The following is a 23,190-nucleotide window of genomic DNA, read 5'->3' as shown; positions in this document are numbered from 1 at the left end:
CGACAAGTCAGGCGAAAGCACCCGCCTGTAACAACGCGAAAAAAAGGCAGCCGCTCCGGGGAGCGACTGCCTTCTGACTAGTGTTGGTAACGCTGAAAAAAGGGATCAACGGCCGGCGGGCGACGCGAGCTTGAGTTTCCGCATCTCATCGCGGATCTGCCGACCGATGGCGCGCTGGGCTTCGACGAGCTCCTTCTGCTGCGCCTGCATCTTGGCGAGAATCTCTTTGCGCTGCTCAACCGTCGCGGTCTTCAGCTGGTTCATGAACGCCTCGCGGTCCGCCAGAATCGCATCCCGGCGCGCACTGAACTCCTTCATGAGCTTCTGCAGGTCGGCCGGCTTACCGGGCGTCACCATCTCCGACTTGTTGATCACCGGAGCCTCCGGGTTCGCGGCGCGCACCATCCCCGTCGCCGCCAGAAGCGCGATCAGGAGAAGGGTTTTCCGCATCAGGATCATGGTGTTTTGAAGCGTGCTAATCTTTGCACCCAGCATGCCAAGAAGGGCCAAGAGAGCTAAATATCTATTCTCGAATTACTAATAGCTTCACGCAATCAAGCTGCCCCAGGTAAAAACGAGGAAAATTCCCCATTCGTCCGGCGGGATCTGGGTTATTTCCCACTTTCGGCACTCTCCTTGGTCTTCATCCGATACCGCACCACATCTCGCGACACCCCAAGGAGACGCGCCGCCGCGGAGACGTTGCCATCGGCCTGCTGAACGGCCTTCGCCACCAACTCGTCGATCGCCTGCTCCAGCGAGAATCCAGACTCCGGGAAGTTGAAGCCCGGGCGCAGCCAGCCCGCACCCGAGAGATCGCTGGCGTCGCCTCCGAGGTGCCGGAAGGCAAGCCCCTCCTCGCCGCCAAACACCACCGCGCGCTCAATTTCATGCGCCAGCTCGCGCACGTTGCCCGGCCAATTGTGTGCCAGCAGGCGGCGGCGGCCGTTCGTCGGGATTTCGGGCACCGGCATGCCATACCGGCGGCAGACCCGCGCCAGGAGTTCCTCCGCCAGGATGAGGATATCGTTCCCACGTTCGCGGAGCGGCGGCAGGCGCACGCGGAAGAGGTCCAGCCGATGCAGGAGGTCTTCGCGAAAACGTCCGCTCGCCACCAGGGAATTCAGGTCCGAATTCGTCGCGGCAATGATGCGCGCATCGACGCTGATGCTCCGGGTCGAGCCGACGCGTCGGATTGAATGGTCCTCGAGCGCCGTCAACAGCTTCGCCTGCATCGACTGCGCCAACGAGGGCAGCTCGTCTAGAAAGAGCGATCCACCGTCCGCCGCTTCCATCAGGCCGATGCGCGCCGCCTTGGCATCGGTGAAGGCGCCTCGCTCGTGGCCAAAGAGCTCGGATTCGGCCAGCGCCTCCGGCATTGCCGAGCAGTTGATCTCGATCAGCGCCTCCTCGGCGCGCGGGCCGTTGCGGTGGATCCAGCGCGCGATGGCCGTCTTGCCGGTGCCGGTCTCGCCTTCGATCAACACCGGCGGCAGGTGGTGCCCGAGCCGACGGTCGGCCGTGGTGATCTTCAGCAGTTGTTCGCGCACGCCGGCCAGGCTCTCGCCAAATACCAGCTCCGCTTCCTGCCCCCGCCGAAACTCGTCGACGCGTTTTGCCTGCCGCGCGCGTCGCGCTTGGGCAAACCGGACCGGCAGCTCCTGCGGATCGAAGGGCTTGACCAGGTAATCCGACGCTCCCGCGCGGATTGCCTCCACCGCGCCCGCCACCCCACCCTCCGCGGTCATCACGATCACCGTCGTCGTGGCCGGGAAGAGCTTCTCCCGCAACAGGTCTGTGCCCCGGCCATCCGGCAGGTTCACGTCCAGCAGCGCCGCCTCGAACGAAAGCCCCTGCACCGCGCGGCGCGCATCGGCGACCGAACCAAGCGCCGTGACGTCAGCACCCTCCTTCTCCAGGAAGCCCGCCAGCCGTTTGCGCAGCAGCAGCTCGTCCTCGAGGAGAAGCACATTGAGACCAGCAAGGGGTGAGGTGGGCATGCCGTTGAACGATGACTTGGAAACTGGAACCGGCAGAAGAAGGTAACGCCCCGGCCCAGTCAAACGCTGAGGCATGCCGGCGCTCCGCCGCCAAACCGCGTCGATTCAGAGCAACGTCGAGATGCGGTAGTTGCACGGCTCCGGGCCACAACGCCGGAGCCCGTGGGAGGAGGGGTGCAGCTGTAATTACCCAAGTTGCAGCTGGAACCGCGATCGCCTCCGACGCATCGGCTCCGGCGAGCAGACGCGCCTTGGCGCGGCGACACTCCACCTACTGTGGGAACAGAATCGCATCGAGCGCGCGCTCGGCGTCCGGCTGCCGCGAAAACCGGACGCCTTGCTCCTCCCAACGGGAGGCGACCCGCAGCAGCTGTTCGGCCACGCCGAAGGGATCCGCCGCCTCCGCGCCGCGCCGCAACGCGTGGGCCCAGGTCAGGTTCTGCAGATTGGGCAAGGTGCCAAGGCGCGCGATCTTGGCGACGAGTGCGCTCGTCAGTTCCGTCCCGAGCTTGGCCTGGTCGATCGCCGTCTCCGAGCGCACCGGCACACCCCGGGAGGCGTTCCCCACCACTTCGAACGTCTTGCGCGTGGTCTCCGCGGACACCGTCCAGGGCGTACCGATCTCCTCTCCACCCGACCAGAAAGTGAACGTGCAATGCGCGATGAACCGGCGCTGGCGCGTGATCTCCGTGTACGGCTCATCTGCGTACACCGGCTCAGTGACGTTCAACGGCGTGTTCCGCATTTGCCCCTCGATGGCCATGCCCTCGGAGCGGGCGTTGTTCATTTGGATCGTCTTGGCCAGCGCGAGTGCTTCCGCCTCGACGACTTCCCCCACCCGTTGGTTCGGCGTGAGGTTCGGATTGTTCTGCGCATCCGCAGAACGTCGCTTGGCGGCGGCCACCTCCCGCTCCAAGCTGCGAAACCGCGCGTGATACTCATCGCGTTGCGCAATCAGATTATCCCAGTCGGGATTCCTCACCTCACGCGTGCCGCTCTGATAGCGCACCGAGCGGCTTACCCGCAGCGGGGTGTCACTCGTCGTCACCTCGACCACAGTCTCGGCCGTGATCCGGCGGGCCGCGTCACCCGCCGTCTCGGTGCCATGGTCGCTCAGCACCACTCGGGGCCACGTGCCGCTGGCCCCGGCACGCTCCCTTCCCCGCAGCGCCTCGTGCGCGGCACGGGCAATTTCAGCAGCCGAAATACTCGCCGGGATTGGGCTGCGGCTGCGCACCGCAATCGTCACCTCGCTCTGGGCCCGGATGCTTTCCGCCTGCGCCCGGCTCCAGGCAGCGTCCTCAGGCGCACCGAGTTTGATCGCACGGCGATCCAGCAACTGGGCGACAGCGGGGTGTCCCGCGCCGGCGTGCGCCTTCGCCCAGCCACGAAAGATCTCTGCCAGGTACGCCTCAGCCGCCGACCGATCCTTGAACCGGTCGAGCACCGCAAAAATCAGGTGAGCGTCCATCCGATAGCCCAAGGCGTCGTCCACCCGGTCAAGTTGCAGCCGATGCAGCAAGGTCCGGAATGGCTCAAACTCGAGCGTCGTCGCCGACAACTGCACGCGATCCGCCTCCGTTGCGGAGATCCGCGCGTTGCGCTGCAGCCCTTCGAGCGCAGCGCGAACCTCCTCGGGCCAGTTGCCCACGACCGCCTTTACCAAGGCCACCCCCTCATGCCGCAGGGCGCGTTCCGAAATGAATCGTGCCGTCGCCTCCACCTGTTCCCGGGCCAGCCCACGTTTCTCTGCAACCGCGAGTGCCTGCCACGCCTCTTCGAAACCAGGTGCTTCGTCGGCGGCCGCGGACCGGGCTGCGGTCACAAGCTGTTCCAGTTCGGCCGCACGCGCCGCGGCCAGTTGTTCGGCAAATTCGGATACGCCGCCCGCCAAACCCGCCACGGGTTCCAGGATTTCCCGCGCCGCGCCAGGTTGGCCATCCGCCGCCAGTTCGCGGGCCTTCGCCATCGCGGTTTCCACCTGCAGGACTTCGATCGCGCGCCGATCGTCGGCCAGCCTCGGCACCAGCGCCGGGTACGCCGCGAGCGGCTGCAACGCCGCATGCGCGCCCTCAAAATTGCCCCCGGCGGCCAGCGCGCGCGCCGCCGCGCGGACCGCGTCCAGCTGTTCGCGCATCGTGGTGGCGACTCCCTCGACCCGCTGCCGCAGCCGGCCGAGTTGTGGCTCGGTCAGCAGCAGTTCGAGACGCGGAGGAACGTCACGGACTTCTGCATACGCCTGTTCCGGAGACCGTCCCTCCAGGCGCCGTTCCAGCGTCTGGACCCAACGCTCCTGCGTGTCCTGATACTGGCGTTGCATCTCCCGTTCCCCGGGTCGCAGCACGAGCGCGGCCCGGTAGGCCCGCAAGGCGGCTGGGAAGTCGGATGAAAGCAGCGCGATCTGCGCGGACTTGGACAACTCGGACACGCGGTACCGGTTGGGCACGTCGCCCAGCCACAAGGCGAGCGGTGCCAGAACTATCATAGCGGCGACGGCGAGGATCCAGGAACGGCGGCGCGATGACGGGTGGCGGGCGGGTAGCAACAGTGACTCAGGCTCAGGCGACGTGGGCGTGGGCATGGGAGAACAGTGAGAGATGAGGCAGAACCGGGGCCGGAATGTGCCCAACCGGGCCGTTTGCGCGAGTCGCCGCCTGTGTCTTATAAGCCGTTGTCACTTCCTGCCCTCCCAACCGGTCGGCCCCCTCGCCTCTTCCAGAAATGCAAAAACCGCATCCGGTTACGAATGCGGTTTTAAAATGGTGCTCAGGAAGGGACTCGAACCCTTACGCCTTACGGCACACGCCCCTCAAACGTGTGTGTCTACCAATTCCACCACCTGAGCAGTTATCAAAAAGAGGAGTGCGGACTAAGAGGAATCGCTTCTGGGAAGTAAAGCACGGAAACGAAAAAAGAAAGTCGTCCGCCGTCCCTGGCGCCAGAACTGCAACTCACTCGGCCGATGGGTGATTACCGCACGTCCCGGAACCGCCCATCCGTTCAGCCGTGGCGATCGCGCAGGGCCCGGGCGAGGTCGGCGGCAAAGAACGGTCCGCGGTAGATCATGCCGGTGTAAATCTGGACCAGCGTGGCGCCGGCATCGATCTTCTCCCCCGCGCTCGCCGCATCGACGATGCCGCCGACGCCGATGATCGGCAGCCGTCCGCGGGTCGCCCGCGAGATGTAGTTGATGATCTCGGTCGAGCGCCGCCGCAGGGGCGCGCCGCTCAGGCCGCCCGCTTCGTTGACCGTCTCGAAGAAACCGGGCCGCGCCAGCGTCGTGTTCGTCGCGATGATGCCGTCGAGGCCATACTCCGCGATGACGCCCAGCACCGCGTCGATCTGCGGCCAGGTGAGATCCGGCGCGATCTTCAGCAGCACCGGCACCCTCGCCTTGCCCGGCTGGCTCGCCCGCTCCCGGTTCGCGCCGGTCACCGCGGCCAGCAACTCGCGCAACCGCGACTCGTCCTGGAGTTGACGCAGGTTCGGCGTGTTCGGGCTCGAGACGTTCAGTGCGACATAGTCCGCGTGATCCGCCAACAGGCTGAAACTCTTTATATAGTCCTGCGGCGCGTCCTCGATCGCCGTGACCTTCGACTTGCCCAGGTTGATGCCGATCGGAATCCGCCGCTGCCCGGGCTTGGGCAGGTGCGCGAACCGGCGCGCGATCGCCTCCGCGCCGTCATTGTTGAACCCCATCCGGTTGATCACCGCCTCGTGCGCCGGATACCGGAACACCCGGGGCCTCGGATTGCCGGGCTGGGCCAGCGCCGTGATCGTGCCCACTTCCACATGGCCGAAACCGAGGGCCGCCAATGCCGGCCACGCCTGCGCGTTCTTGTCGAAACCCGCGCCCAGGCCAACCGCGTTGGGGAACTTCAGGCCAAACACTTCGATCGGTCGTGCCATCGCCGGCGAGAGCTGCGTCATTGACTCCAGGATCCGACAAAGCGGTCGCACCGCCGCCAGCCGGCGCAAGGCGGCCACCGCCTGCTCGTGCGCGTGTTCAGGATCGCGACGGAAGAACACCGGCCGGATGAGCTTTTCGTAGTAAATCCCCATGTCGGGGCAGGTTGAAATCCGGCTTGCACCTTGGCAAGCGCGCCCCTCACTCAAGGTCCGGACGGCGAGCATTTTCCGGTGGAGAAACCCCAAATTTCGTCCGCCAAAAAAACCTGCAGTTTTGTGCTTGTTTTTTCAGACCTCACTCGCACGCTGCGCGAAAAATTCCCAACTGTTCCAAATGCCCAAGCCAAACACTCTCGACTGGTGCATCGTCCGTCTCGGAGACGACCACAACTGGTGGGTCGTCGAAACGAGCGACCCTGTCCGCTGGGATGTCGACGGCCTGAGCATTGTCGACCCGCGGCAAGTGCAACACCTCATTGAGCTGGTGGAGCCGCTGCGCGACTACGGTTTCGACCAGGACGTTTTCGACGCTGCTTTCATTCCCTTCCGCATCGACCGCGACGCCGCCAACGGCCGCGTGCGCCTCAAGCGCGTAAAGGAATCGCTGTTCGAGTCCGACGAGAAACTCTTCGGCCTGCCCGACATCCTCGACGAGGAGAACGGACCCTACGCCGACCTGCTCGATCATCTCACGCGCTGCCGCGTGAAGATGCTCAACGATCTCTTCGCCTTCGAATCCAAGCTCTCCGTCGACGAGGTCGAGGACGAGATTCGCGAGGAGCAGAACACCAATTTCATCCAAGGCAAAGCCGTACACACTTTCGAGGAGCTCACCGCCATCCTCGACTACATGCCCGCCGGCTACGACACCGATGAGGAGGCTCCCGCCAAGGACATCGAAGACGAGGAGGACGACCTGCCCGAGCTCGATGCCGAGGAAGAGGAGAAGCTCAAGAATGATGAGTCGCTCAAGTGGGACGAGGATGAGGAGGGCGACGAAGACGAAGAGGGCAAAGAGAAGAAGGAAGGCGACGAGGACGACGAAGACGGCGACGAGGATGAGGATGAGGACGAAGATGAGGACGACGACGAAGAGGAGAAGCCTCGCTCCCGCGCCAAGAAACGCTGAGACCCTTTCAGCCCCGGAGAAAACTCCGGGGCTTTTTTGTGGCCGCCCGACGCGACCTCCGCGCCGTACCCGCGCGCGACATTGCCTTTTCCCAACGGTTTCGCCAGCAAACGACCTCGCATGCACCTGTTTACCCGCGGACTGCTGAGCTGCTTTCTCGCCCTTGCGGCTTTCCTTTCCGGCTGCACCACCGCGGGCGTCGGCGATCCGTCTCCGGCCATTCCGGTGCCGGTTACGAGCGCCCAACTCCGGCCGGGCGACAGCCTCACGGTCACGCTCCAGGGCGTCCCCGATCCGACCAACAATGCGGTCACGATCGACGACAAGGGCCTGATCACGCTGCCGTTCATCGGCGCCATGCCCGCCGCCGGACTCAGCACCGCCGAACTTTCGCAGAGCGTCCGCACCACCTACGTGCAGCGGAAGATCTACACCAACGTCGACGTGTCAGTCAGCGTCACCGAACGCTTCGTGTACGTCGGCGGCGAGGTGCAGCATCCCGGGCGCGTCGTGTGGACGCCCGACCTCACCGCGGCCACGGCCATTCAGTCCGCCGGCGGCTTCTCCCTCTACGCCAAGGAATCGGCCGTGACCCTGGTCCGCGACCGTGCCGCCTACGTGATCGACATCAAGGCCGCCCAGAAAAATCCCGCGAACGACCCGAAGCTGGTGCCGGGCGACTCGCTTCAGGTACCGCGGTCTCCCTTCTAGTCCCACCCTCGCAACCTGCCTCCCGGCCGCGCGACCTTCGCGGTCGGCGACGCGGGCCCACGATCCGGCACTCCCGGGCGCGTTGCGCCGGGGAGCCGTCGTCCCCGCGGCTACTTGCGCAGCTCCGCCGCCATGTCCTTCGCGAAATACGTCAGGATCATGTCGGCTCCCGCCCGCTTGATCGCGAGCAGCGACTCGTGGCGGCACCGCGCCAAGTCGAGCCAGCCCAGCCGGGCCGCAGCCTGGATCTGTGCGTACTCACCTGAGATCTGATACGCCGCGACCGGCTTCCGCGTCACTTCGCGCACGTCGCGGATGATGTCCAGGTACATGCCCGCCGGCTTGACCATGACGATGTCCGCGCCTTCCGCCTCGTCGAGCAGCACCTCGGAGATCGCTTCGCGGCGGTTTGCCGGATCGAGCTGGTACGTCGCCTTGCTCAGGAGTCGGGTGCCCGCAGCCTGCGAGCTGCCCACCGCATCGCGGAACGGGCCGTAATACGCCGAGGCAAACTTAGCCGAATACGCCATGATGCCGGTGCCGGTGTAGCCGGCCGCATCCAGCGCCTGACGGATCGCGCCCACGCGGCCGTCCATCATGTCGCTCGGCGCCACGAGATCGACGCCCGCCTTCGCCTGCAGCACCGCCATCTTCGCAAGAATGCCCACCGTGCGGTCGTTCTCCACGTCGTCCTGGGCCGGCGTGAGCACGCCATCGTGGCCGTGCGACGTGTATGGATCGAGCGCCACGTCCGTCAGGATCGTGAGCTCCGGCACCGCTTTCTTCACGGCGCGGACCGCCCGCAGCACGAGCGCGTCCTCGTCGAGCGCCAGCGTGCCCTCCTCGTCCTTCAACTTCGGGTCGAGCTTCGGGAACAACGCCACCGCCGGCACGCCCAGCTTCTGCAGCGCCCGGCATTCCTTCACGAGATCGGTGATCGAAAGCCGGAACACGCCGGGCATCGACTTGATCTCGTCCGGCGCTTCGCGCCCTTCGACGACAAAGAGCGGCGCAATGAAATCGGCCGGACGCAGGATGGTCTCCCGAACCATGTCCCGCAGACTGGCCGTTCGGCGGAGCCGACGCGGACGTTGCACGAGGTTCAGTTGGAACGAGTCAGCCATGGTAGTGCGCGCAAGCTAGCACAGCCTCCCCCATCCTCACCAATCCGTTTTTGCGCTCGCCTCCGCGTTCCTTGCGCCGCGCCCGCCACTTCCCACGGTCCGATCACGCCGCCGCCGACTCCTCGCCTCGGCTTCGCATCATCGGGGCGTCTCGCGCGTCAATCCATTGCCCTCATGAGAATTTCACCCCTGCTCCTTCTTGCGACCCTGGCCAGCTTTCTGCCCGTATCTCGCAGCGCGGCCGCCGCCGCGCCCGCACCCGCGCCGGGCGAACGGATGAACGTGCTGTTCCTGATCGCCGACGACATGCGGGCCGAGCTCGGGTCCTACTCCGGCCGCGCGCAGACCCCCAATCTCGACCGCCTCGCGAAACAGGGCGTCGTTTTCCCGCGCGCCTACTGCCAGTACCCGCTGTGCAACCCGTCGCGCACCTCGATGCTCACCGGCCGGCACACGACCACGACGAACGTGTACGGCAATCGCGACTGGTTCCGCGTCACCCACCCCGAGTGGCCCAGCATCCCGAGCTACTTCCGCGACCAGGGCTATCTCACGCTCCGCACCGGCAAGATCTTTCACGGCGGGATGGACGACTTCACCGCGTGGACCCAGGGCGGAGAGCCGCATCGCTACGGCGAACAGAAATCCCTCGCCAACACCCCGCGCGCGACCCTCTCCGATACGGACGAAAAGCAGCGCGTGGCCCAAATGGTCGCCTCCGACGTGAAGCGCGCCCCGGAATCGGATCGTTGGGAAGCGGTCGAAGGCGAGGCCCCCGAAAAGCTCGGCGACACCGTTGTCGCCGATCGCGCGATCGCCTACCTGCGCGAGTATAACCAGAAGGGCGGGCAGCCATTCTTCCTCGCCTGCGGTTTCTCCAAACCGCATAGCCCGCTCGTCGCGCCCAAGCGCTTCTTCGACCTCTACCGCACGGAGGACATCGCGCTTCCGGTCGACTTCGCGCCGCTGCCGACGGTCCCCGCCGGATTTCCGGTCGGCTCGATCCGGCCCATCAACGCCGACCTCTTCGTCCGCCGCGCCGCCACGCCCGACGAAGCCCGCGCCATGATCCGCGCGTATCTCGCCTGCATCTCCTATGTCGACTGGAACGCCGGCCGCGTGCTTGCGGAGCTCGACGCCCTCGGCCTGCGGGAGCGCACCATCGTCGTCTTCTGGAGCGATCACGGCTACCAGCTCGGCGAAAAGGGCAAGTGGTCCAAGGCCGGCTCCCTCTGGGAGAACGGCACCCGGGTCCCGTTCATCATTCACGATCCCCGCGCCAAGGGTAACGGCACGTCGTCCCCGCGCGTCGTGCAGGCCGTCGATATTTTTCCCACGCTGGTCGAACTCACCGGCCTGCCCCGCCCCGCCGGCATCGAGGGTCGCAGCCTTTCCCCGCTCCTGCAGACGCCCGATCAGGACTGGAACCACCCCGCCTTCACCGTCTGGAACGAGCGCAATCGTGGCATCACCGGCGCCGTCGTGCGCACCGAGCGCTGGCGCTACGCCGAGTTCTTCGGCCGCGGCGCCGGCGCCATGCTGACCGACCCGGTCAACGATCCCGCCGAAACGAAGAACCTCGTGACGGACCCGCAGTACGCCGACATCGTCAAGGAGCTCTCCGCCAAGCTGCGCGCGTACGTCGCCGACAAGACCGAGTTGCCCGCGCAACCCTGAGCCGCGGTTCCGTTTCGGCGCCGCGTGCCGCATCGCCACGCGGGTGCGCCGCGGCGTCCGTGTTGCGTCCCTCCCGGCCCGTCCGGCTCAACCGTCGAGAATGCTCTCGTCGAGGTGCTGGATGATCAGCTCCTGGATCGTCGCCAGGAAGAGATAGCACATGAACGCCCGGCGCAGGGTCTCGTCCAGCGCCTGCAGGTCCACTTCGCCCGCCTCGAGCACCTCGTCGGCCAGGTCCTTCAGGTGATGCTCGCGCAAGCGCAGCCGCACGGCCGCGCACGCGCGCACGATCGTCTCCGCGTTCTCCTCGTCGAACGCGACCACGCCTTCCGAAAAAAACTCCTCGTTGAAGAGGCCCAGCAACGCCTGCACCTCGGTGCTTTGCGCTTCGAGCAGATCGCCCACCCAGGCTTCGCGCAGGTCCTCGTCGATGTCGTTCAACGCCAGCGGCGCCGCCAGGTCGTGGCGCAGTCCGTCCGCCAGCTCCCGGATGACGTCCAGCAGCGGTGCCACCACGGGCAGGGCGAGTTTCACCTCAATCCGTTTCATCGCGCTCCAGGACGGCGGTGAGATGCCACTGCTGCAAGGTATAGACGTAGGCCTCCGCCTTCTCGCGCAGGCCGCTCCACACGATCGACCGGCCCTGCTCGTGCACCTCCAGCATCTTCCGCCGGGCCGTCTGCTCGTCGAAGCCGAAGACCTTTTTGAAGACGAGCACCACGTACGACATCAGGTTGACCGGATCGTTGAGCACGACGACGCGCCACACGCCCTCGAGCGCCAGCTCGGCGTGGGTCTCCATCTCGGGAACGGCGTGAGTGCTGCTCGTCATGCGTGTTGGCGGTCCAATAAACGGGCGGGCCCGGCGTGCGCAACTCCGCAGGGTCTGAAACGTCGCGCCGGCGGCACGCCCACCCGCCCAACGGCCGGACTTTCTCCGAACCGTCGGCGGGAAAGCGCCTTCGCCCGCGTCGCGTCGTCCGTCACCGGGGTCACTGGCCGCGGCACGCGGCAATGACCTCGGCCAGGCGCGCCTCCGCTTCGGCGACCGGAACCTTGGTGATTTCCTTCTTCGCGCGCGGCTTCAGCTCGATCACGCCTTCCTTCAGGCCCTTGCCGCCGATGGTCAGGCGCAGCGGGATGCCGATCAGGTCGGCGTCCTTGAATTTCACACCGGGACGCTCCGCGCGATCGTCGATCAGCACATCCGCGCCCGCCCGCTCGGCCGCGGCGCCCAGCCGCTTCGCCAGTTCCATCGCCTCCGGCAACTGCGGGTCCAGCACGCAGATCAGCACCTGGAAGGGCGCCACATTCCACGGCCACACGATGCCGTCAGCATCATGCCCCTGCTCGATGATCGCCTGCATGGTGCGGCTGATGCCGATGCCGTAGCAGCCCATCACCATCAGGTGGGACTCCTTTTTGTCGTCCGTGTACACCGCGTTGTACTTCTCGGAATATTTCGTCCCGAGCTTGAAGATGTGGCCCACCTCGATGCCGCGGCGCACCTGCAGCGGCTGGCCCGACTTCACGTCCGGCTCGCCCGGACGCACGCGGCGGAAATCGCCGAAGCGCGTGATCGCAAGGTCGCGCGTGACGTTCACGTTGCGCTGGTGGAAGCCGTCCTTGTTGGCACCGGTCACCCCGTTGCCAATGAGCCGGATCGCGTGGTCGGCGAAGACGCCCGCGAGCGCCGCCGGGTTCTTGATCGAACCCTTGATCGCCCCGAGGCTGCCGGGCGCGGCGCCCATCACCGGGACAATTTCCTCCGGTGTCGCCGGCCGGAACAGCGTGAAGCCCAGCGCGCCGAGCTTCGCCTCCTCCAGGTCATCGCAGCCGCGCAGGATCACCAGGAACGGCTTGCCGTCGCCGATGTACACCAGCGTCTTGAACTGCTTGTCGCCAGGCACCGAATACGGCGCGGCCTCCAGCGCTGCGATGGTCACCACGCCGGGCGTCGCGAACTCCTCGAGCGCCCCCACCGGCGCCGCATCCGCGAGATCCTTCGGCACGAGCGCGCTCGTCGCCTTCTCGCGGTTCGCCGCGTAGCCGCTCGCCTCGTTGTAGATCACGTCGTCGTCGCCGACTTCCGCCGGGACCATGAACTCATGCGAGAAGCTGCCGCCCATCACGCCGGTGTCGGCCTCCACGGCGATCGCCTGCACGCCGAGCCGACGGAAGAAGCGCTCGTACGCCTCCTTCATCTTCAGGTAGCTCTTGATCGCGTGCTCGTCATCCACGTCGAAGGAGTACGAGTCCATCATCACGAACTCGCGCGCCCGCATCAGGCCATAGCGCGGCCGGATCTCGTTCCGGAACTTCGTGGCGATCTGGTAAAAGTTCTTCGGCAGGTCGCGGTAACTCGTGATTTCCGCCTTCACCAGCGGCGTCACCACCTCCTCGTGCGTCGGGCCCAGCACAAACTCAGGATCACGCGGCGCGCGCTTGCCGTCGCCTGCCGTGTCCGCCCGGAACATGATCTCGCGCGCCGCCGCCCAGCGCGGTCCCTGCTGCCACAGCTCGGCCGGATGCAGGTGCGGCATCCACAGCTCGATCGCCCCGGCGACATCGAGCTCCTCCCGGCAAATCTGGGTCACCTTCTGCATCACCCGCTGCCCCAGCGGCAGATACGTGTACAGGCCGCCGCTCAGCTTTCGGACCAGACCGGCGCGCACCAGCAGCTTGTGGGACGCGATCTCCGCGTCGGCCGGGCTCTCTTTCAACGTCGGGATGAAGTACTGCGACCAGAGTTTCATGAAGTCGGTCAGGCAAGCAGTTGCCCCGGGCCTCCGCAAGGCGCAAGGCGCCTGTCTTCGTTCTTGCGCGTCGCGCGCCACCCTGCTCCATCACCAACCCATGTCCCGTCCGTTGCCGGAGCGTAAGCCGTGGCCTCTCAAGTGGATCGTCCTCGCGATCGTCCTCTTCATCGGCGCGTACACGTTCCTCACGCTGCACTACCGCAAGACGTCGCGCCCCTACGAGCCGCACCAGGACATGCAGACCCGCGCCAACACCGGCCGCCTGCTCGCCGCCGGTTACCAGCGGGTCGAACTCCCGGCCGACCGGCCCGTCACCCGCCTGCCCGCCAACACCTCCAACCCGGCGCCCGGCGGCCTGCCTGCCCCGCTCCGCCAGGCCCTCGTCACCACCCCGCACCTCCCGTCCGACATCGTCCTCGCCCACGGCGACCCGGCCGCTCGTGCGAGCGAGCCGTACGAGATTCATTTCCGCTGCGTCACACCCGACGAGAAGCAGCAGCTCAGCCGCACCGAACTCTTCGTGAAGGGCGACGAGATTGTCGTCGCACCCTCCTTCGGCCACCTCGCCGCCGGCCTGCAGGCGCGCACCCGCGACTCTTTCTATACCGTGACTGTGCCGCCCGGCACCCTGAGGCCCGGCCGCTACCGCGTGACCGTGACCGGCGAGAACTCCTCCCGCGCCTGGTCCCTGCAGGTCCAGCCGTAGTCCCGCGGCCGCGATCGCCGCGAACGGTCTTCCCGCCGAGGGGTCCGTGGCGGCAACGCACGATCGGTCCGCACTATTGACGAGCCCCAGGCATTCGCCGACAACAGCCCCGCCAACTCGATGAGCAACGGCAACGGTTACGTCAGTCCTCCAACTCCCACGTCCGCCACGGCGACCACGATCAAGCCGACGGACCTCCGCGGAATTCTGAAGTACGTCCCGCGTTTCCAAGGCCAGATCTTCATCCTCGCGGTCGACGGCTCGATCGTCGCCGATGAGAACATCGGCAACCTGCTCGTCGACATCGCGGTCCTGCGCTCGCTCGGCATCAAGGTCGTGCTCGTGCACGGCATCGGCCAGCAGATCCAGGAGCTCTCGGTCGCCCGCAAGATTCCGATCACCAACACCGACGGCACCGGCGTCACCGATGCCGCCACGATGGATCTCGCCATCCGCGCGTCCTCCCGGGTCTCGCATGCGCTGATCGAAGGCCTGACGCAGAACGGCCTGAAGTGCGCCGTCACCAACGCGGTGCGCGCCCTGCCCACCGGCATCATCCGCGGCCAGGACCTGCAGTTCACCGCCAAGGTCGACCGCATCGACAAGGACTTCCTCCTCGAACTCATCGCCGGGCAGGTGGTGCCGGTCGTCTCGCCGGTCGCGTTCGCCCCGGACGGCAAGTCGCTCCGCATCAATTCCGACCTCCTCGCCGCCGAACTCGCCGAGGCGCTCCAGGCCACGAAGGTCATCTATCTGATGCCGCAGGCCGGGCTCGATATCGACGGCGACGTTCCGCGCGACATCTCCGTCGAGGCCCTGCGCAAGATCCTCGAGGACGCGCCGGACCGGATCAGCGAGAGCACCCGCAGCAAGGCCATCCACGCCATCAAGGCGATCGAGACCGGCACGCCGCGCGTGCACATGCTCGATGGCCGCATCTTCGACGGTCTGCTCAACGAGATCTTCTCCAACGAAGGCGTCGGCACCCTCGTCTACGGCAACGATTACCAGCAGATCCGCCGCGCACGGAAGGGCGACGTCCGGCTCATCTACAATCTCACGCGCAACGCCGTGCGCCGCGAGGAGCTGATCTACCGCACGCAGCAGGCCATCGAAAAGAACATCGACCAGTTCTTCGTCTTCGAGGTCGACGAGAACATCATCGCCTGCGTCACGCTCTACTTCTACCCGGACAAGCCGCACATGGCGGAGATCGGCTCACTCTATGTGATGCCGTTCTACCACAATCGCGGCATCGGCAAGAAGATGGTCGATTACGCCACGATGATCGCCAAGGACCGCGGCGCCACGATCGTCATCGCGCTCTCCACCCAGAGTTTCGGCTTCTTCAGCAACGTCTGCGGCTTCGAGGAAACGTCCAAGGACGTCCTCCCCGAGGCGCGCCGGAAAATGTACGAGGAAAGCGGCCGCAATCCGAAGGTGCTGTTAAAGCACGTCGATTGACCTGCCGCCGCCCGCAGCGAGATCAGTCCTTCACCTCGACCACGATCTGCACTTCGGTGGTCGAGCCGCGCGGCAGGCCATTCACCGCCACCGCCGCGCGCGCGTGTTTCCCCGCGTCGCCGAAGACCTTCACGAAGAGATCGCTCGCACCATTGATGACCGCGGGACTGTCCATGAAACCGTCGATCGCGTTCACGAAGCCGCTCACGAACACGATGCGCACCACCTTGTCCAGCGACCCGACCGCCGCCTTGACGTTGGCCAGTGCGTTCAGCGCGCAAACTTCGGCGGCCTTCTTTGCCGCCTCGATCGTCTGCTCCTTGCCGACCTGCCCGACGTGCGTCATCTGCCCGCCGATCATGCAGATCGTGCCCGCGCAATAGAGCAGGTTTCCCGTGCGCACCGTCGGCACGTAACTGCCCGCCGCCGCCGGAGGCGTCGGCAACGTGATTCCGAGTTCCGCTAGCTTGGCTTCGTAGTTCATGGGCCAGCAGGATTCCGACCCGTCGCCCGATGTAAAGACCCTGCATTACCCCCGGGGTTCTCGTTCTCGTTCTCGGCCGGCTGCCCGTCGGCCGACAACAACTGCCTGAATCCGACCGATCAGTCGGATCAGTCGGATCCGTCCGATCTGTTCCCAATCCGCACCGCCTTCCCCCTACGCTCCTCAGTTGTCCAGCAACCCGTCGCGGAGCTGACGGCGGCGCTCCAGCTCCGCGCAATACGGGCACTCGGGCTTGTCGTAATGCCGGCCACACTTGCTGCACACCTTCGCCCCCGTCGCGCCCGGCACCCGCTCGGCCTGCATGACCTTGGCCGATTCGAGCACATGCGTCAGTTCCTCGGCATTCAGCCAGCGGATGCCACCCGCGGTGCGCACGGGCCAGCGATGTTCGTCGTCCTGCTGGTGATTCATGGCCACCAGTGCCGGAAATCCCGGCGCGCCCGACAAGCCGAAATCCGCCGCTCCGCCGCCACGCCCCGCGCCACTGCCTGCGACGTTGCGCCGCCAATTCATCTCTGCAAAGCTGCGCCCTGATGACGGTCCGCGATTGGCAGCAACTGACCCCGGAGGCCGCGGCACGCGAGGTGCACACGCGGCTGCGGAATCGCCTTTCCGCCACCCAACTCCGCGCCGCCGTCGCCTGGGTCGCCCCCGAACCCGACCTCGCCGCCGCTTTTGCCGCCGCCACGGCCACCCGCGACAACCCGCTCGCCGGCGTACCGTGCTTCGTCAAGGACCTCTTTGACCTCGCCGGCGTATCCACGCTCGCCGGATCGACGTTTCTTCCGGACGTGCGCCCGAGGCCCACCGCCGACGGCAGCCTCGTGCGCGCTGCCCGCCAGGCCGGTCTCGTGTGCGCCGGCAAGAGTCACCTGCACGAGTTCGCCTACGGGATCACCGGCGAGAATCCGCATTACGGCGACTGCGAACACCCGCGGTTTCCCGGTCGCACCACCGGCGGCTCCAGCAGCGGTTCCGCCGCCCTCGTTGCCGCCGGCGTCGTCCCCGTGGCCTTCGGCACCGACACCGGCGGGTCCGTGCGGGTCCCCGCCGCCTTCTGCGGCCTCTACGGCTTCCGCCTTGCTCCGGGCGATCCCTGGATCCGCGACGCGTTTCCCCTCGCGCCCAGCTTCGACACTGCCGGCTGGTTCACGGCCCGGCGCGTCGACATGCAGCAGATGCTGGCCGCCATGGTCGGGCTGCGGTCCAGCCTCCGCCCGCTGCATGGCTGCTATCTCGAGATGCCGGGCGTCGATGACGACGTGCGCACCGCCTGCCTCGCCACCGCCGAACGGTTTGCGCCTCCGGCCGATCCCGCCACGCGCGACGACCTGCGGCACGGTTTCGCCGGTGCGCTCGACTGCTACAACACGATCGTCGCCGCCGAGGCGTGGGAGGTCCACCGCCCCTGGGCCGAACGGTTCCAGTCGCGCTACGATCCCGCCGTCTGGCAACGACTGCTTCGCGGCCGCCAACTCCCCGCCGACCAGTCCGCCGCCGCCGAACGTTCCCGCGCCAGCCTCCGGCTCCTCTGGGCGAAGTTTTTTCTCACCTACGACTTTCTCGTCCTGCCCGCCACGCCGTGCGGCGCGCTGACCAAGGCCGAGTGCACACCGGAAAACCGGGCCCGGCTCCTGACGCTCACCGCGCCGGCCAGCGTCGGCGGCCTGCCCGTGCTGACGGTTCCGGTGACGCTGCCCTCAGGCCTGAGCACCGGGTTGCAGATTGTGGTCAACCACCCGCAGAGTCCCGCCCTGTTCTCGGTGCTGGCACCAACCGAAGACGCGCTCGGCGTTGCCGCCTAGCGCCTCGGCGCCCGCACCGGCGGCGGTGGCTTCCGCCACGAAGCGCGCCATCTCCGCCGCCACGCTCACGCGCGGATACAGGTTCAGCGGATAGTCGGAGCCAAAGAGCACCTTCGTCCTCGGCACCAGCGCCGCGAAGCGCGCCCAGATCCCCGGATCGTACATCAGCGGCGATGCCGCGGTATCGAAGTACACGTTCGGCAGCGTCGCGATCTCCGGGTCCACCTGCGGCACCAGACCGCCCCAGTGTGCGAGAATGAACGTCGTCCCGGGATGCGTACGCACCACGCGCGAGAAGTCCGTCAGCGGGGTCTCGATCCGGCCCGGGAACGGCCGGCTCGCCGGGTCCGTCACATGCAGGTTCACCGGCCAGCCATACTCGCCGGCCAACGCAAACGCCTCCGCCAGCACCGGTTCGTCCATCGCCACCCCTTGCGAATGCGGGGACAACTCCCCCAGCCCGCACAGCCCGTCCTGCCGGGCCCGCCGCATCTCCTCCCGTACCCCGGCGCCGCCCGACGCGGGATGAATCGTTGCGCACGCCGCCAGCCGGTCGGGATGCTCCCGCACACACGCGGCGAAGAACCGATTCTGCCACGCGCAGGTCTCCGGCTTTTCCCAATACCAGCCCAGCAGGACCGCCCGGTCGACGCGCGCGGCGTCCATCGCCGCCAGCAACTCGTCCACCGTCGGCAGCGACTGCACCAGCCGGCCGTCCCGCCGGCGCCGCGTGCACAGCACCGCCCAGTGGCGCTCCCCCACCCGCGCCGCCCACGCCTCCGGCTCCGCCGCCACTTCCGGCGGGTAAAGATGCACGTGCGCGTCGACGATCGGCATGCGCGGAAGGTTCGGACGCCCGTCCGCGCGAGGCAAGTGGACGCTGGACCGCGGTCACCGCGCCCTCGAGCCGTCGAGCTTCAGGGGCCGCTCAGGACTGCGGCAACGGCGGGGTGCTCGCACCCGCCACCCGCACGACCAGCACCGGGATCGTCGTGTTGTGCCGTACCCGGTCGATGGTGCTGCCCAGGAAGATGTCGCCCACCAGCTTGTGGCCGTGCGCGCCCATCGCGATGAGGTCGCAGCGATGCGCCCCGGCGCTGCGGACGATCTCGGCCGGCGGGTTCCCCAACGCCAATTCGCTGTGCACGGTGAGTCCGCGGTCGCGCAGGCGTTCCGCCACGCCGGCCAGGTACTCGCGGTCGGCGCGCATCTCGTCCGACTCCGCCAGTTTCAGTTGGTCGTAGTTCCGCGCCGCCCAGCCGTCGGCGACGTGCACGAGGAGGATCTCGGAACCCAACAATCCGGCGAGTTCGCCCACGTGGCGGATCAGCGTCTCGTCGGCGCGGCCGTTCTCCAGCGCGACCAGAATCTTCTTGTACATGGGGGGCGGGGTTCGCTCAGCGGCCGGTGATGCCGGTCACGTCGAGCAGGAGCTTGAGGTTGAGCCCGATGATGAGCGTGGCCACGACCCACGCGAGCACTTTGATCCAGGGCGGATTGGCAAACTCGCCCATCTTCTTCCGGTCGCTCGTAAACATCACGAGCGGCACCACGGCGAAGGGCAGTTGCAGGCTCAACACCACCTGGCTGAACACCAGGAGCTTCGCCGTTCCACTCTCGCCATACACGCCCGCCACGATCGCCGCCGGGATGATGGCGATCGCCCGGGTGATTAGCCGCCGCAGCCACGGCCGCAGCCGCACGTTGAGAAAGCCTTCCATCACGATCTGGCCCGCCAGCGTGCCCGTCAGCGTCGAGTTCTGCCCCGACGCGAGTAACGCCACCGCGAAGACGATACCGGCCACCCCCACACCCAGCATTGGCGACAACAACTGAAACGCGTCCTGGATTTCCGCCACGTCGTGCCGGCCCCGCGTGTAGAACGTCGCCGCGGCCACCACCAGGATCGAGCCGTTGATGAACAGCGCGAACATCAGCGCCGCGGTCGAATCGATCGTCGCAAACTTGATCGCCTCCCGCTTGCCCCGCGCATCCTGCGCATACTTGCGCGTCTGCACGATCGACGAGTGGAGGTATAGGTTGTGCGGCATCACCGTCGCCCCGAGAATGCCGATCGCGATATAGAGCATCGCGGGATTCGTCACCAGTTCGGTCGTGGGGAGGAAGCCGCCCAGGATGTCCCGCACCGCCGGTTTCGAGAACAGGATCTCCAGGCCGAAACACACCCCGATCAGGAACACCAGCCCGACGACCAGGGCCTCGAGCCAACGGAAACCGCGGTTCGCCAGCCACAGCACCAGCAGCACATCGAGCGCGGTGATGCACACCCCCCACACGAGTGGGATGCCAAAGAGCAGGTTCAGCGCGATGGCCGTGCCGATCACCTCCGCCAGGTCGCACGCGCAGATCGCCACCTCGCACAGCAGCCACAGGCCGACCGCCACCGGCCGGGAATAGTGATCCCGGCACGCCTGCGCCAGGTCGCGGCCGGTCACGATGCCCAGCTTCGCGCAGAGCGACTGCAGCAGGATCGCCATCAGGTTCGACAGCAGGATGACGCTCAACAGCGAGTACCCGAACGCCGAGCCGCCCGCCAGGTCCGTGGCCCAGTTGCCCGGGTCCATGTAGCCGACCGCCACGAGGTAACCCGGCCCCGAGAACGCCAGCAGCTTTCGCCAGAAACCGGCCCCCGCCGGGATCGAGATCGTGCGATGGGACTCGGCCAGGCTGGGCGCGTCGGGTTCGCGCTTCCAGCCCGTCGTCGACGCGGGCGCCGGCGTGGCCATGCCAGAGGGTGGTTCCATTTTGAGGACTGGTGACTTGTTTTCTTTGATTCGTCAAATTGATCTTTTTTATTGCCCCGCCCCAGGAACCCGGAAACTTCCCGCCATGGCCACGAGCACGGTCGAAGACTACCTCAAGCACATCCTCCTGCTTTCCGAACGCGGCCCCGACCTCGTCTCCATGGGCGCGCTCGCCGCCGCGCTCGAGGTCGTCCCGGGCACGGCCACCACGATGGTCAAGGCGCTGGCCGGCGAGGGCTTCGTCGAGCACCGGCCCCGCGAGGGCGTGCGCCTGACCCCCTCCGGCCGGCGCGTCGCGCTCACCGTGCTCCGCAAGCACCGGCTCGTGGAGACCTTCCTTGTCAACGTCCTGAAGATGGACTGGTCCGCCGTCCACGCGGAGGCCGAGCAGCTGGAGCACGCCATCTCCGACGAGGTGCTCGACCGGCTTGACGCCCTGCTCGCCCACCCCACCACCGACCCGCACGGCGACCCCATCCCGAGCCGCAAGGGCAAGATCAACTCCCAGGTCTACGCCACCCTCGCCACCTGCCTCACCGGACGGAAGCTGCGCGTCGTGCGGGTGACCGACCAGTCGTCCGAATTCCTCCACTTCGCGGAACAGAGCACCCTGCAGCCCGGCACCGTCGTGCGCGTCACCGACCGCAACCTCGCCGCGGGGCTCGTCACCGTCCAGCAGGCTGCCGGCACGCCCCTGGCCGTGAGTCTCGTCGCCGCCGGGAAAATCCTGGTCGAACCCGCCTGAGTTCCCGTTCCGCCGGCGGGCGGTGGCGCGCCTGAAGCGCGTCGGGTTGGCCCATCTGCCCGCGCCTCCGCCCAGGCCGCACTTTCGCGCTCCCGTTTCGGCGGACTTTGCGTTTCAGTTCCGCCCTTTCCGCGCGCCATCACGCCCTCCCTTGTCCTCCCCCGCCACCACGCTCCTTCGCCCGCCGCACCGACCCGCGCCGTCGTTCGCGCACGGCGTCGTGCTGGTGACCGTGGTCTTCTTCGCCGCCTTCTTTGTCTGGCCCGTGTGGCAGGTCGTGCGCGGCGGGTTCGTGAACGCCGACGGTACGTTCACCCTCAGCTATCTCGGCGCGCTCCTGCAGAACGCGACCTACCTCGCCGGCCTGCGCAACGCATTCCTCCTCGCGCTCGCCACCACGCTGGCCGCCGGCCTCATTGCCATCCCGCTCGCGTGGCTCAACGAACGCTTTGTCTACCCGGGCAAGTCCCTGTTCGGCGCGCTCGTCCTGCTGCCCATGGTTTTGCCTCCGTTTGTCGGCGCGATCGGCATTCGCCAGATCTTTGGCCAGGCGGGCGCGTTCAACGCCGTGCTCCACCACCTCGGCCTCCTCCCCGCCGGCGCCACCATCGACTGGTGCGCGCAGTTTCCCCTCCCGGGCATCGTCCTGGTCCAGGCGTTCTCCCTCTACCCGATCGTGTACCTCAACACGGTCGCCGCCCTCGCCAACGTCGATCCCGCGCTTGAGGAGGCGGCGCAGAACCTCGGTGCCACCGGCTGGCGGCGCTTTCGGCGCGTCACGCTGCCGCTCATCCGACCCGGCCTCTTTGCCGGGGGCACGCTCGTGTTCATCTGGGCCTTCACCGAACTCGGCACCCCGCTCGTGTTCGACTACACCCGCATCACCAGCGTCCAGATCTACGAAGGGCTGAAGGACATCGGGGCCAACCCGTTTCCCTACACGCTCGTGACGGTGATGCTGGTCGCCTCCCTCACGCTCTACGTCGTCGGCAAGGGACTCTTCGGTCGCTCCGGCGGCACCGGCACGACCAAGGCCACGATCGGCCGTCAGCCCCGCATCCTCCCCCGCGCGAGCGGTTGGCTCTGCACTGCCGCCTTCGCCTTCGTCGCGTTCGTCGCGCTGCTCCCTCACCTGGGCGTCGTGCTCATCGCCAGCGCGCGCGACTGGTACGGCTCCGTGCTCCCGGGCGAATGGACGCTCGAGAACTTCCGCCTCGCGCTCGGCCACGACCTCACTGTGCCCGCCATCGCGAACAGCCTGCGCTTCGCCGGCATCGCCACGGTCGTCGACCTGATCCTCGGCATCGCCATCGCCTACGTCATCGTCCGCTCGCGGCTCGCCTCCCGCCATCTCCTCGACCTCCTGGCCATGCTGCCGCTCGCGGTGCCGGGCCTCGTGCTGGCGTTCGGCTACGTTGCCATGGCGCAGGACGGCAAGGCCTTCGCCTGGCTCAATCCCACCCGTAATCCGACCATCCTCCTCGTGATCGCGTATGCCGTCCGCCGGTTGCCGTACGTCGTGCGCGCCGCCGCCGCCGGCTTCGAGCAGACGAGCGAGACCCTCGAGGAGGCCGGCCAGAACCTGGGCGCGTCGCCCCTGCGCGCGATCGTGCGCATCACCCTGCCGCTCATCGCGGCCAACCTCATCGCCGGCGGTCTCCTCGCGTTTGCCTTCGCCATGCTCGAGGTCAGCGACTCGCTCATCCTCGCCCAGAAGCAGGCGTACTATCCGATCACCAAGGCCATTCTCGAACTGCTGCAGCGGCTCGGGGACGGTCGCTTCATCGCCAGCGCGCTCGGCGTCTGGGCCATGCTGTTCCTGGGCCTCACCGTCGCCGGCCTCACCATCCTGCTGGGCCGCAAGCTCGGCGGACTGTTCCGGCTCTAGCCC

Annotated in this window: 21 protein-coding genes and 1 tRNA gene; 8 read left to right on the top strand and 14 right to left on the bottom strand. The window is 67.1% G+C overall.

Features of this window, described 5'->3' with window-relative positions; all coding sequences use genetic code 11:
* Positions 1–105 precede the first annotated feature (105 nt).
* The 5 genes from DB354_RS03155 to DB354_RS03135 form a co-directional block, all read right to left on the bottom strand.
* On the bottom strand, positions 106–450 hold the full coding sequence (locus DB354_RS03155; RefSeq protein WP_146180088.1) for a hypothetical protein: 345 nt from the start codon (positions 448–450) through the stop codon (positions 106–108).
* 161 nt (positions 451–611) lie between these two features.
* On the bottom strand, positions 612–2,000 hold the full coding sequence (locus DB354_RS03150) for a sigma-54 dependent transcriptional regulator (RefSeq protein WP_107833972.1): 1,389 nt from the start codon (positions 1,998–2,000) through the stop codon (positions 612–614).
* A gap of 271 nt (positions 2,001–2,271) precedes the next feature.
* On the bottom strand, positions 2,272–4,485 hold the full coding sequence (locus DB354_RS03145; protein WP_146180087.1) for a hypothetical protein: 2,214 nt from the start codon (positions 4,483–4,485) through the stop codon (positions 2,272–2,274).
* Positions 4,486–4,760: 275 nt separating this feature from the next.
* Positions 4,761–4,845: transfer RNA gene (locus DB354_RS03140), tRNA-Leu, on the bottom strand.
* Positions 4,846–5,000: 155 nt separating this feature from the next.
* The gene (locus DB354_RS03135; protein WP_107833970.1) at positions 5,001–6,062 is read right to left on the bottom strand and encodes a quinone-dependent dihydroorotate dehydrogenase; all 1,062 of its coding nucleotides are present in this window, start codon (positions 6,060–6,062) and stop codon (positions 5,001–5,003) included.
* Between the two features lie 181 nt (positions 6,063–6,243).
* On the opposite strand from DB354_RS03135, the gene DB354_RS22180 reads away from it, so the two are divergent.
* Together DB354_RS22180 and DB354_RS03125 are read left to right on the top strand one after the other, a co-directional pair.
* Positions 6,244–7,038, top strand: a complete 795-nt coding sequence (locus DB354_RS22180) for a hypothetical protein (protein ID WP_158277338.1) — start codon at positions 6,244–6,246, stop codon at positions 7,036–7,038.
* Positions 7,039–7,158: 120 nt separating this feature from the next.
* Positions 7,159–7,749, top strand: a complete 591-nt coding sequence (locus tag DB354_RS03125) for a polysaccharide biosynthesis/export family protein (protein WP_107833969.1) — start codon at positions 7,159–7,161, stop codon at positions 7,747–7,749.
* Between the two features lie 110 nt (positions 7,750–7,859).
* Here DB354_RS03125 and hemB read toward each other — a convergent pair whose 3' ends face one another.
* Positions 7,860–8,873, bottom strand: a complete 1,014-nt coding sequence (gene hemB / locus DB354_RS03120; RefSeq protein ID WP_107833968.1) for a porphobilinogen synthase — start codon at positions 8,871–8,873, stop codon at positions 7,860–7,862.
* Between the two features lie 174 nt (positions 8,874–9,047).
* Between hemB and DB354_RS03115 the strand changes: the two genes are divergently transcribed.
* Positions 9,048–10,550: a sulfatase gene (locus DB354_RS03115; RefSeq protein WP_107833967.1), complete on the top strand. Its 1,503-nt coding sequence runs from the start codon at positions 9,048–9,050 to the stop codon at positions 10,548–10,550.
* Positions 10,551–10,637: 87 nt separating this feature from the next.
* Here the strand turns inward: DB354_RS03115 and DB354_RS03110 are convergent, their stop codons facing one another.
* The 3 genes from DB354_RS03110 to DB354_RS03100 form a co-directional block, all read right to left on the bottom strand.
* Positions 10,638–11,099, bottom strand: a complete 462-nt coding sequence (locus DB354_RS03110; RefSeq protein ID WP_107833966.1) for a hypothetical protein — start codon at positions 11,097–11,099, stop codon at positions 10,638–10,640.
* Complete coding sequence (locus tag DB354_RS03105) at positions 11,086–11,382, bottom strand: ATP-dependent Clp protease adaptor ClpS (RefSeq protein WP_107833965.1); 297 nt, start codon at positions 11,380–11,382, stop codon at positions 11,086–11,088. Before DB354_RS03105 ends, DB354_RS03110 begins: the two co-directional genes overlap by 14 nt.
* A 160-nt stretch (positions 11,383–11,542) precedes the next feature.
* The gene (locus DB354_RS03100) at positions 11,543–13,306 is read right to left on the bottom strand and encodes a proline--tRNA ligase (RefSeq protein WP_107833964.1); all 1,764 of its coding nucleotides are present in this window, start codon (positions 13,304–13,306) and stop codon (positions 11,543–11,545) included.
* Positions 13,307–13,406: 100 nt separating this feature from the next.
* Here DB354_RS03100 and DB354_RS03095 point away from each other — a divergent pair, with 100 nt between their 5' ends.
* Together DB354_RS03095 and argA are read left to right on the top strand one after the other, a co-directional pair.
* A complete protein-coding gene (locus DB354_RS03095) occupies positions 13,407–14,015 on the top strand; it encodes a hypothetical protein (protein WP_107833963.1) in 609 nt (202 codons plus the stop codon).
* Between the two features lie 120 nt (positions 14,016–14,135).
* On the top strand, positions 14,136–15,479 hold the full coding sequence (gene argA, locus DB354_RS03090) for an amino-acid N-acetyltransferase (protein WP_107833962.1): 1,344 nt from the start codon (positions 14,136–14,138) through the stop codon (positions 15,477–15,479).
* Between the two features lie 22 nt (positions 15,480–15,501).
* On the opposite strand, the gene DB354_RS03085 is transcribed toward argA, so the two are convergent.
* Complete coding sequence (locus tag DB354_RS03085) at positions 15,502–15,963, bottom strand: RidA family protein (RefSeq protein ID WP_107833961.1); 462 nt, start codon at positions 15,961–15,963, stop codon at positions 15,502–15,504.
* 183 nt (positions 15,964–16,146) lie between these two features.
* Positions 16,147–16,395, bottom strand: coding sequence for a hypothetical protein (locus DB354_RS03080; protein WP_146180086.1), 249 nt, complete (start codon positions 16,393–16,395; stop codon positions 16,147–16,149).
* 122 nt (positions 16,396–16,517) lie between these two features.
* On the opposite strand from DB354_RS03080, the gene DB354_RS03075 reads away from it, so the two are divergent.
* Positions 16,518–17,789 (top strand): amidase, encoded by a 1,272-nt coding sequence (locus DB354_RS03075; RefSeq protein ID WP_107833959.1) that lies wholly within the window; start codon positions 16,518–16,520, stop codon positions 17,787–17,789.
* Here DB354_RS03075 and DB354_RS03070 read toward each other — a convergent pair.
* From DB354_RS03070 to DB354_RS03060, 3 genes are all read right to left on the bottom strand, one after another.
* A complete protein-coding gene (locus tag DB354_RS03070; protein ID WP_107833958.1) occupies positions 17,685–18,626 on the bottom strand; it encodes an amidohydrolase family protein in 942 nt (313 codons plus the stop codon). The two genes, DB354_RS03075 and DB354_RS03070, sit on opposite strands and share 105 nt — an antisense overlap.
* Positions 18,627–18,717: 91 nt before the next feature.
* The gene (locus tag DB354_RS03065) at positions 18,718–19,170 is read right to left on the bottom strand and encodes a universal stress protein (protein WP_107833957.1); all 453 of its coding nucleotides are present in this window, start codon (positions 19,168–19,170) and stop codon (positions 18,718–18,720) included.
* 16 nt (positions 19,171–19,186) lie between these two features.
* Positions 19,187–20,554, bottom strand: a complete 1,368-nt coding sequence (locus DB354_RS03060) for an Nramp family divalent metal transporter (protein ID WP_233256540.1) — start codon at positions 20,552–20,554, stop codon at positions 19,187–19,189.
* Positions 20,555–20,639: 85 nt separating this feature from the next.
* Between DB354_RS03060 and DB354_RS03055 the strand changes: the two genes are divergently transcribed.
* Positions 20,640–21,299, top strand: a complete 660-nt coding sequence (locus tag DB354_RS03055) for a metal-dependent transcriptional regulator (protein WP_107833956.1) — start codon at positions 20,640–20,642, stop codon at positions 21,297–21,299.
* Between the two features lie 151 nt (positions 21,300–21,450).
* Positions 21,451–23,187, top strand: coding sequence for an iron ABC transporter permease (locus tag DB354_RS03050; RefSeq protein ID WP_233256539.1), 1,737 nt, complete (start codon positions 21,451–21,453; stop codon positions 23,185–23,187).
* Positions 23,188–23,190 lie beyond the last annotated feature (3 nt).

The organism is Opitutus sp. ER46, assembly GCF_003054705.1.
Classification (GTDB): domain Bacteria; phylum Verrucomicrobiota; class Verrucomicrobiia; order Opitutales; family Opitutaceae; genus ER46.
The sequence above is the reverse complement of the archived record's forward strand: the minus strand, read 5'-3'. Positions and strand labels throughout refer to the sequence as shown.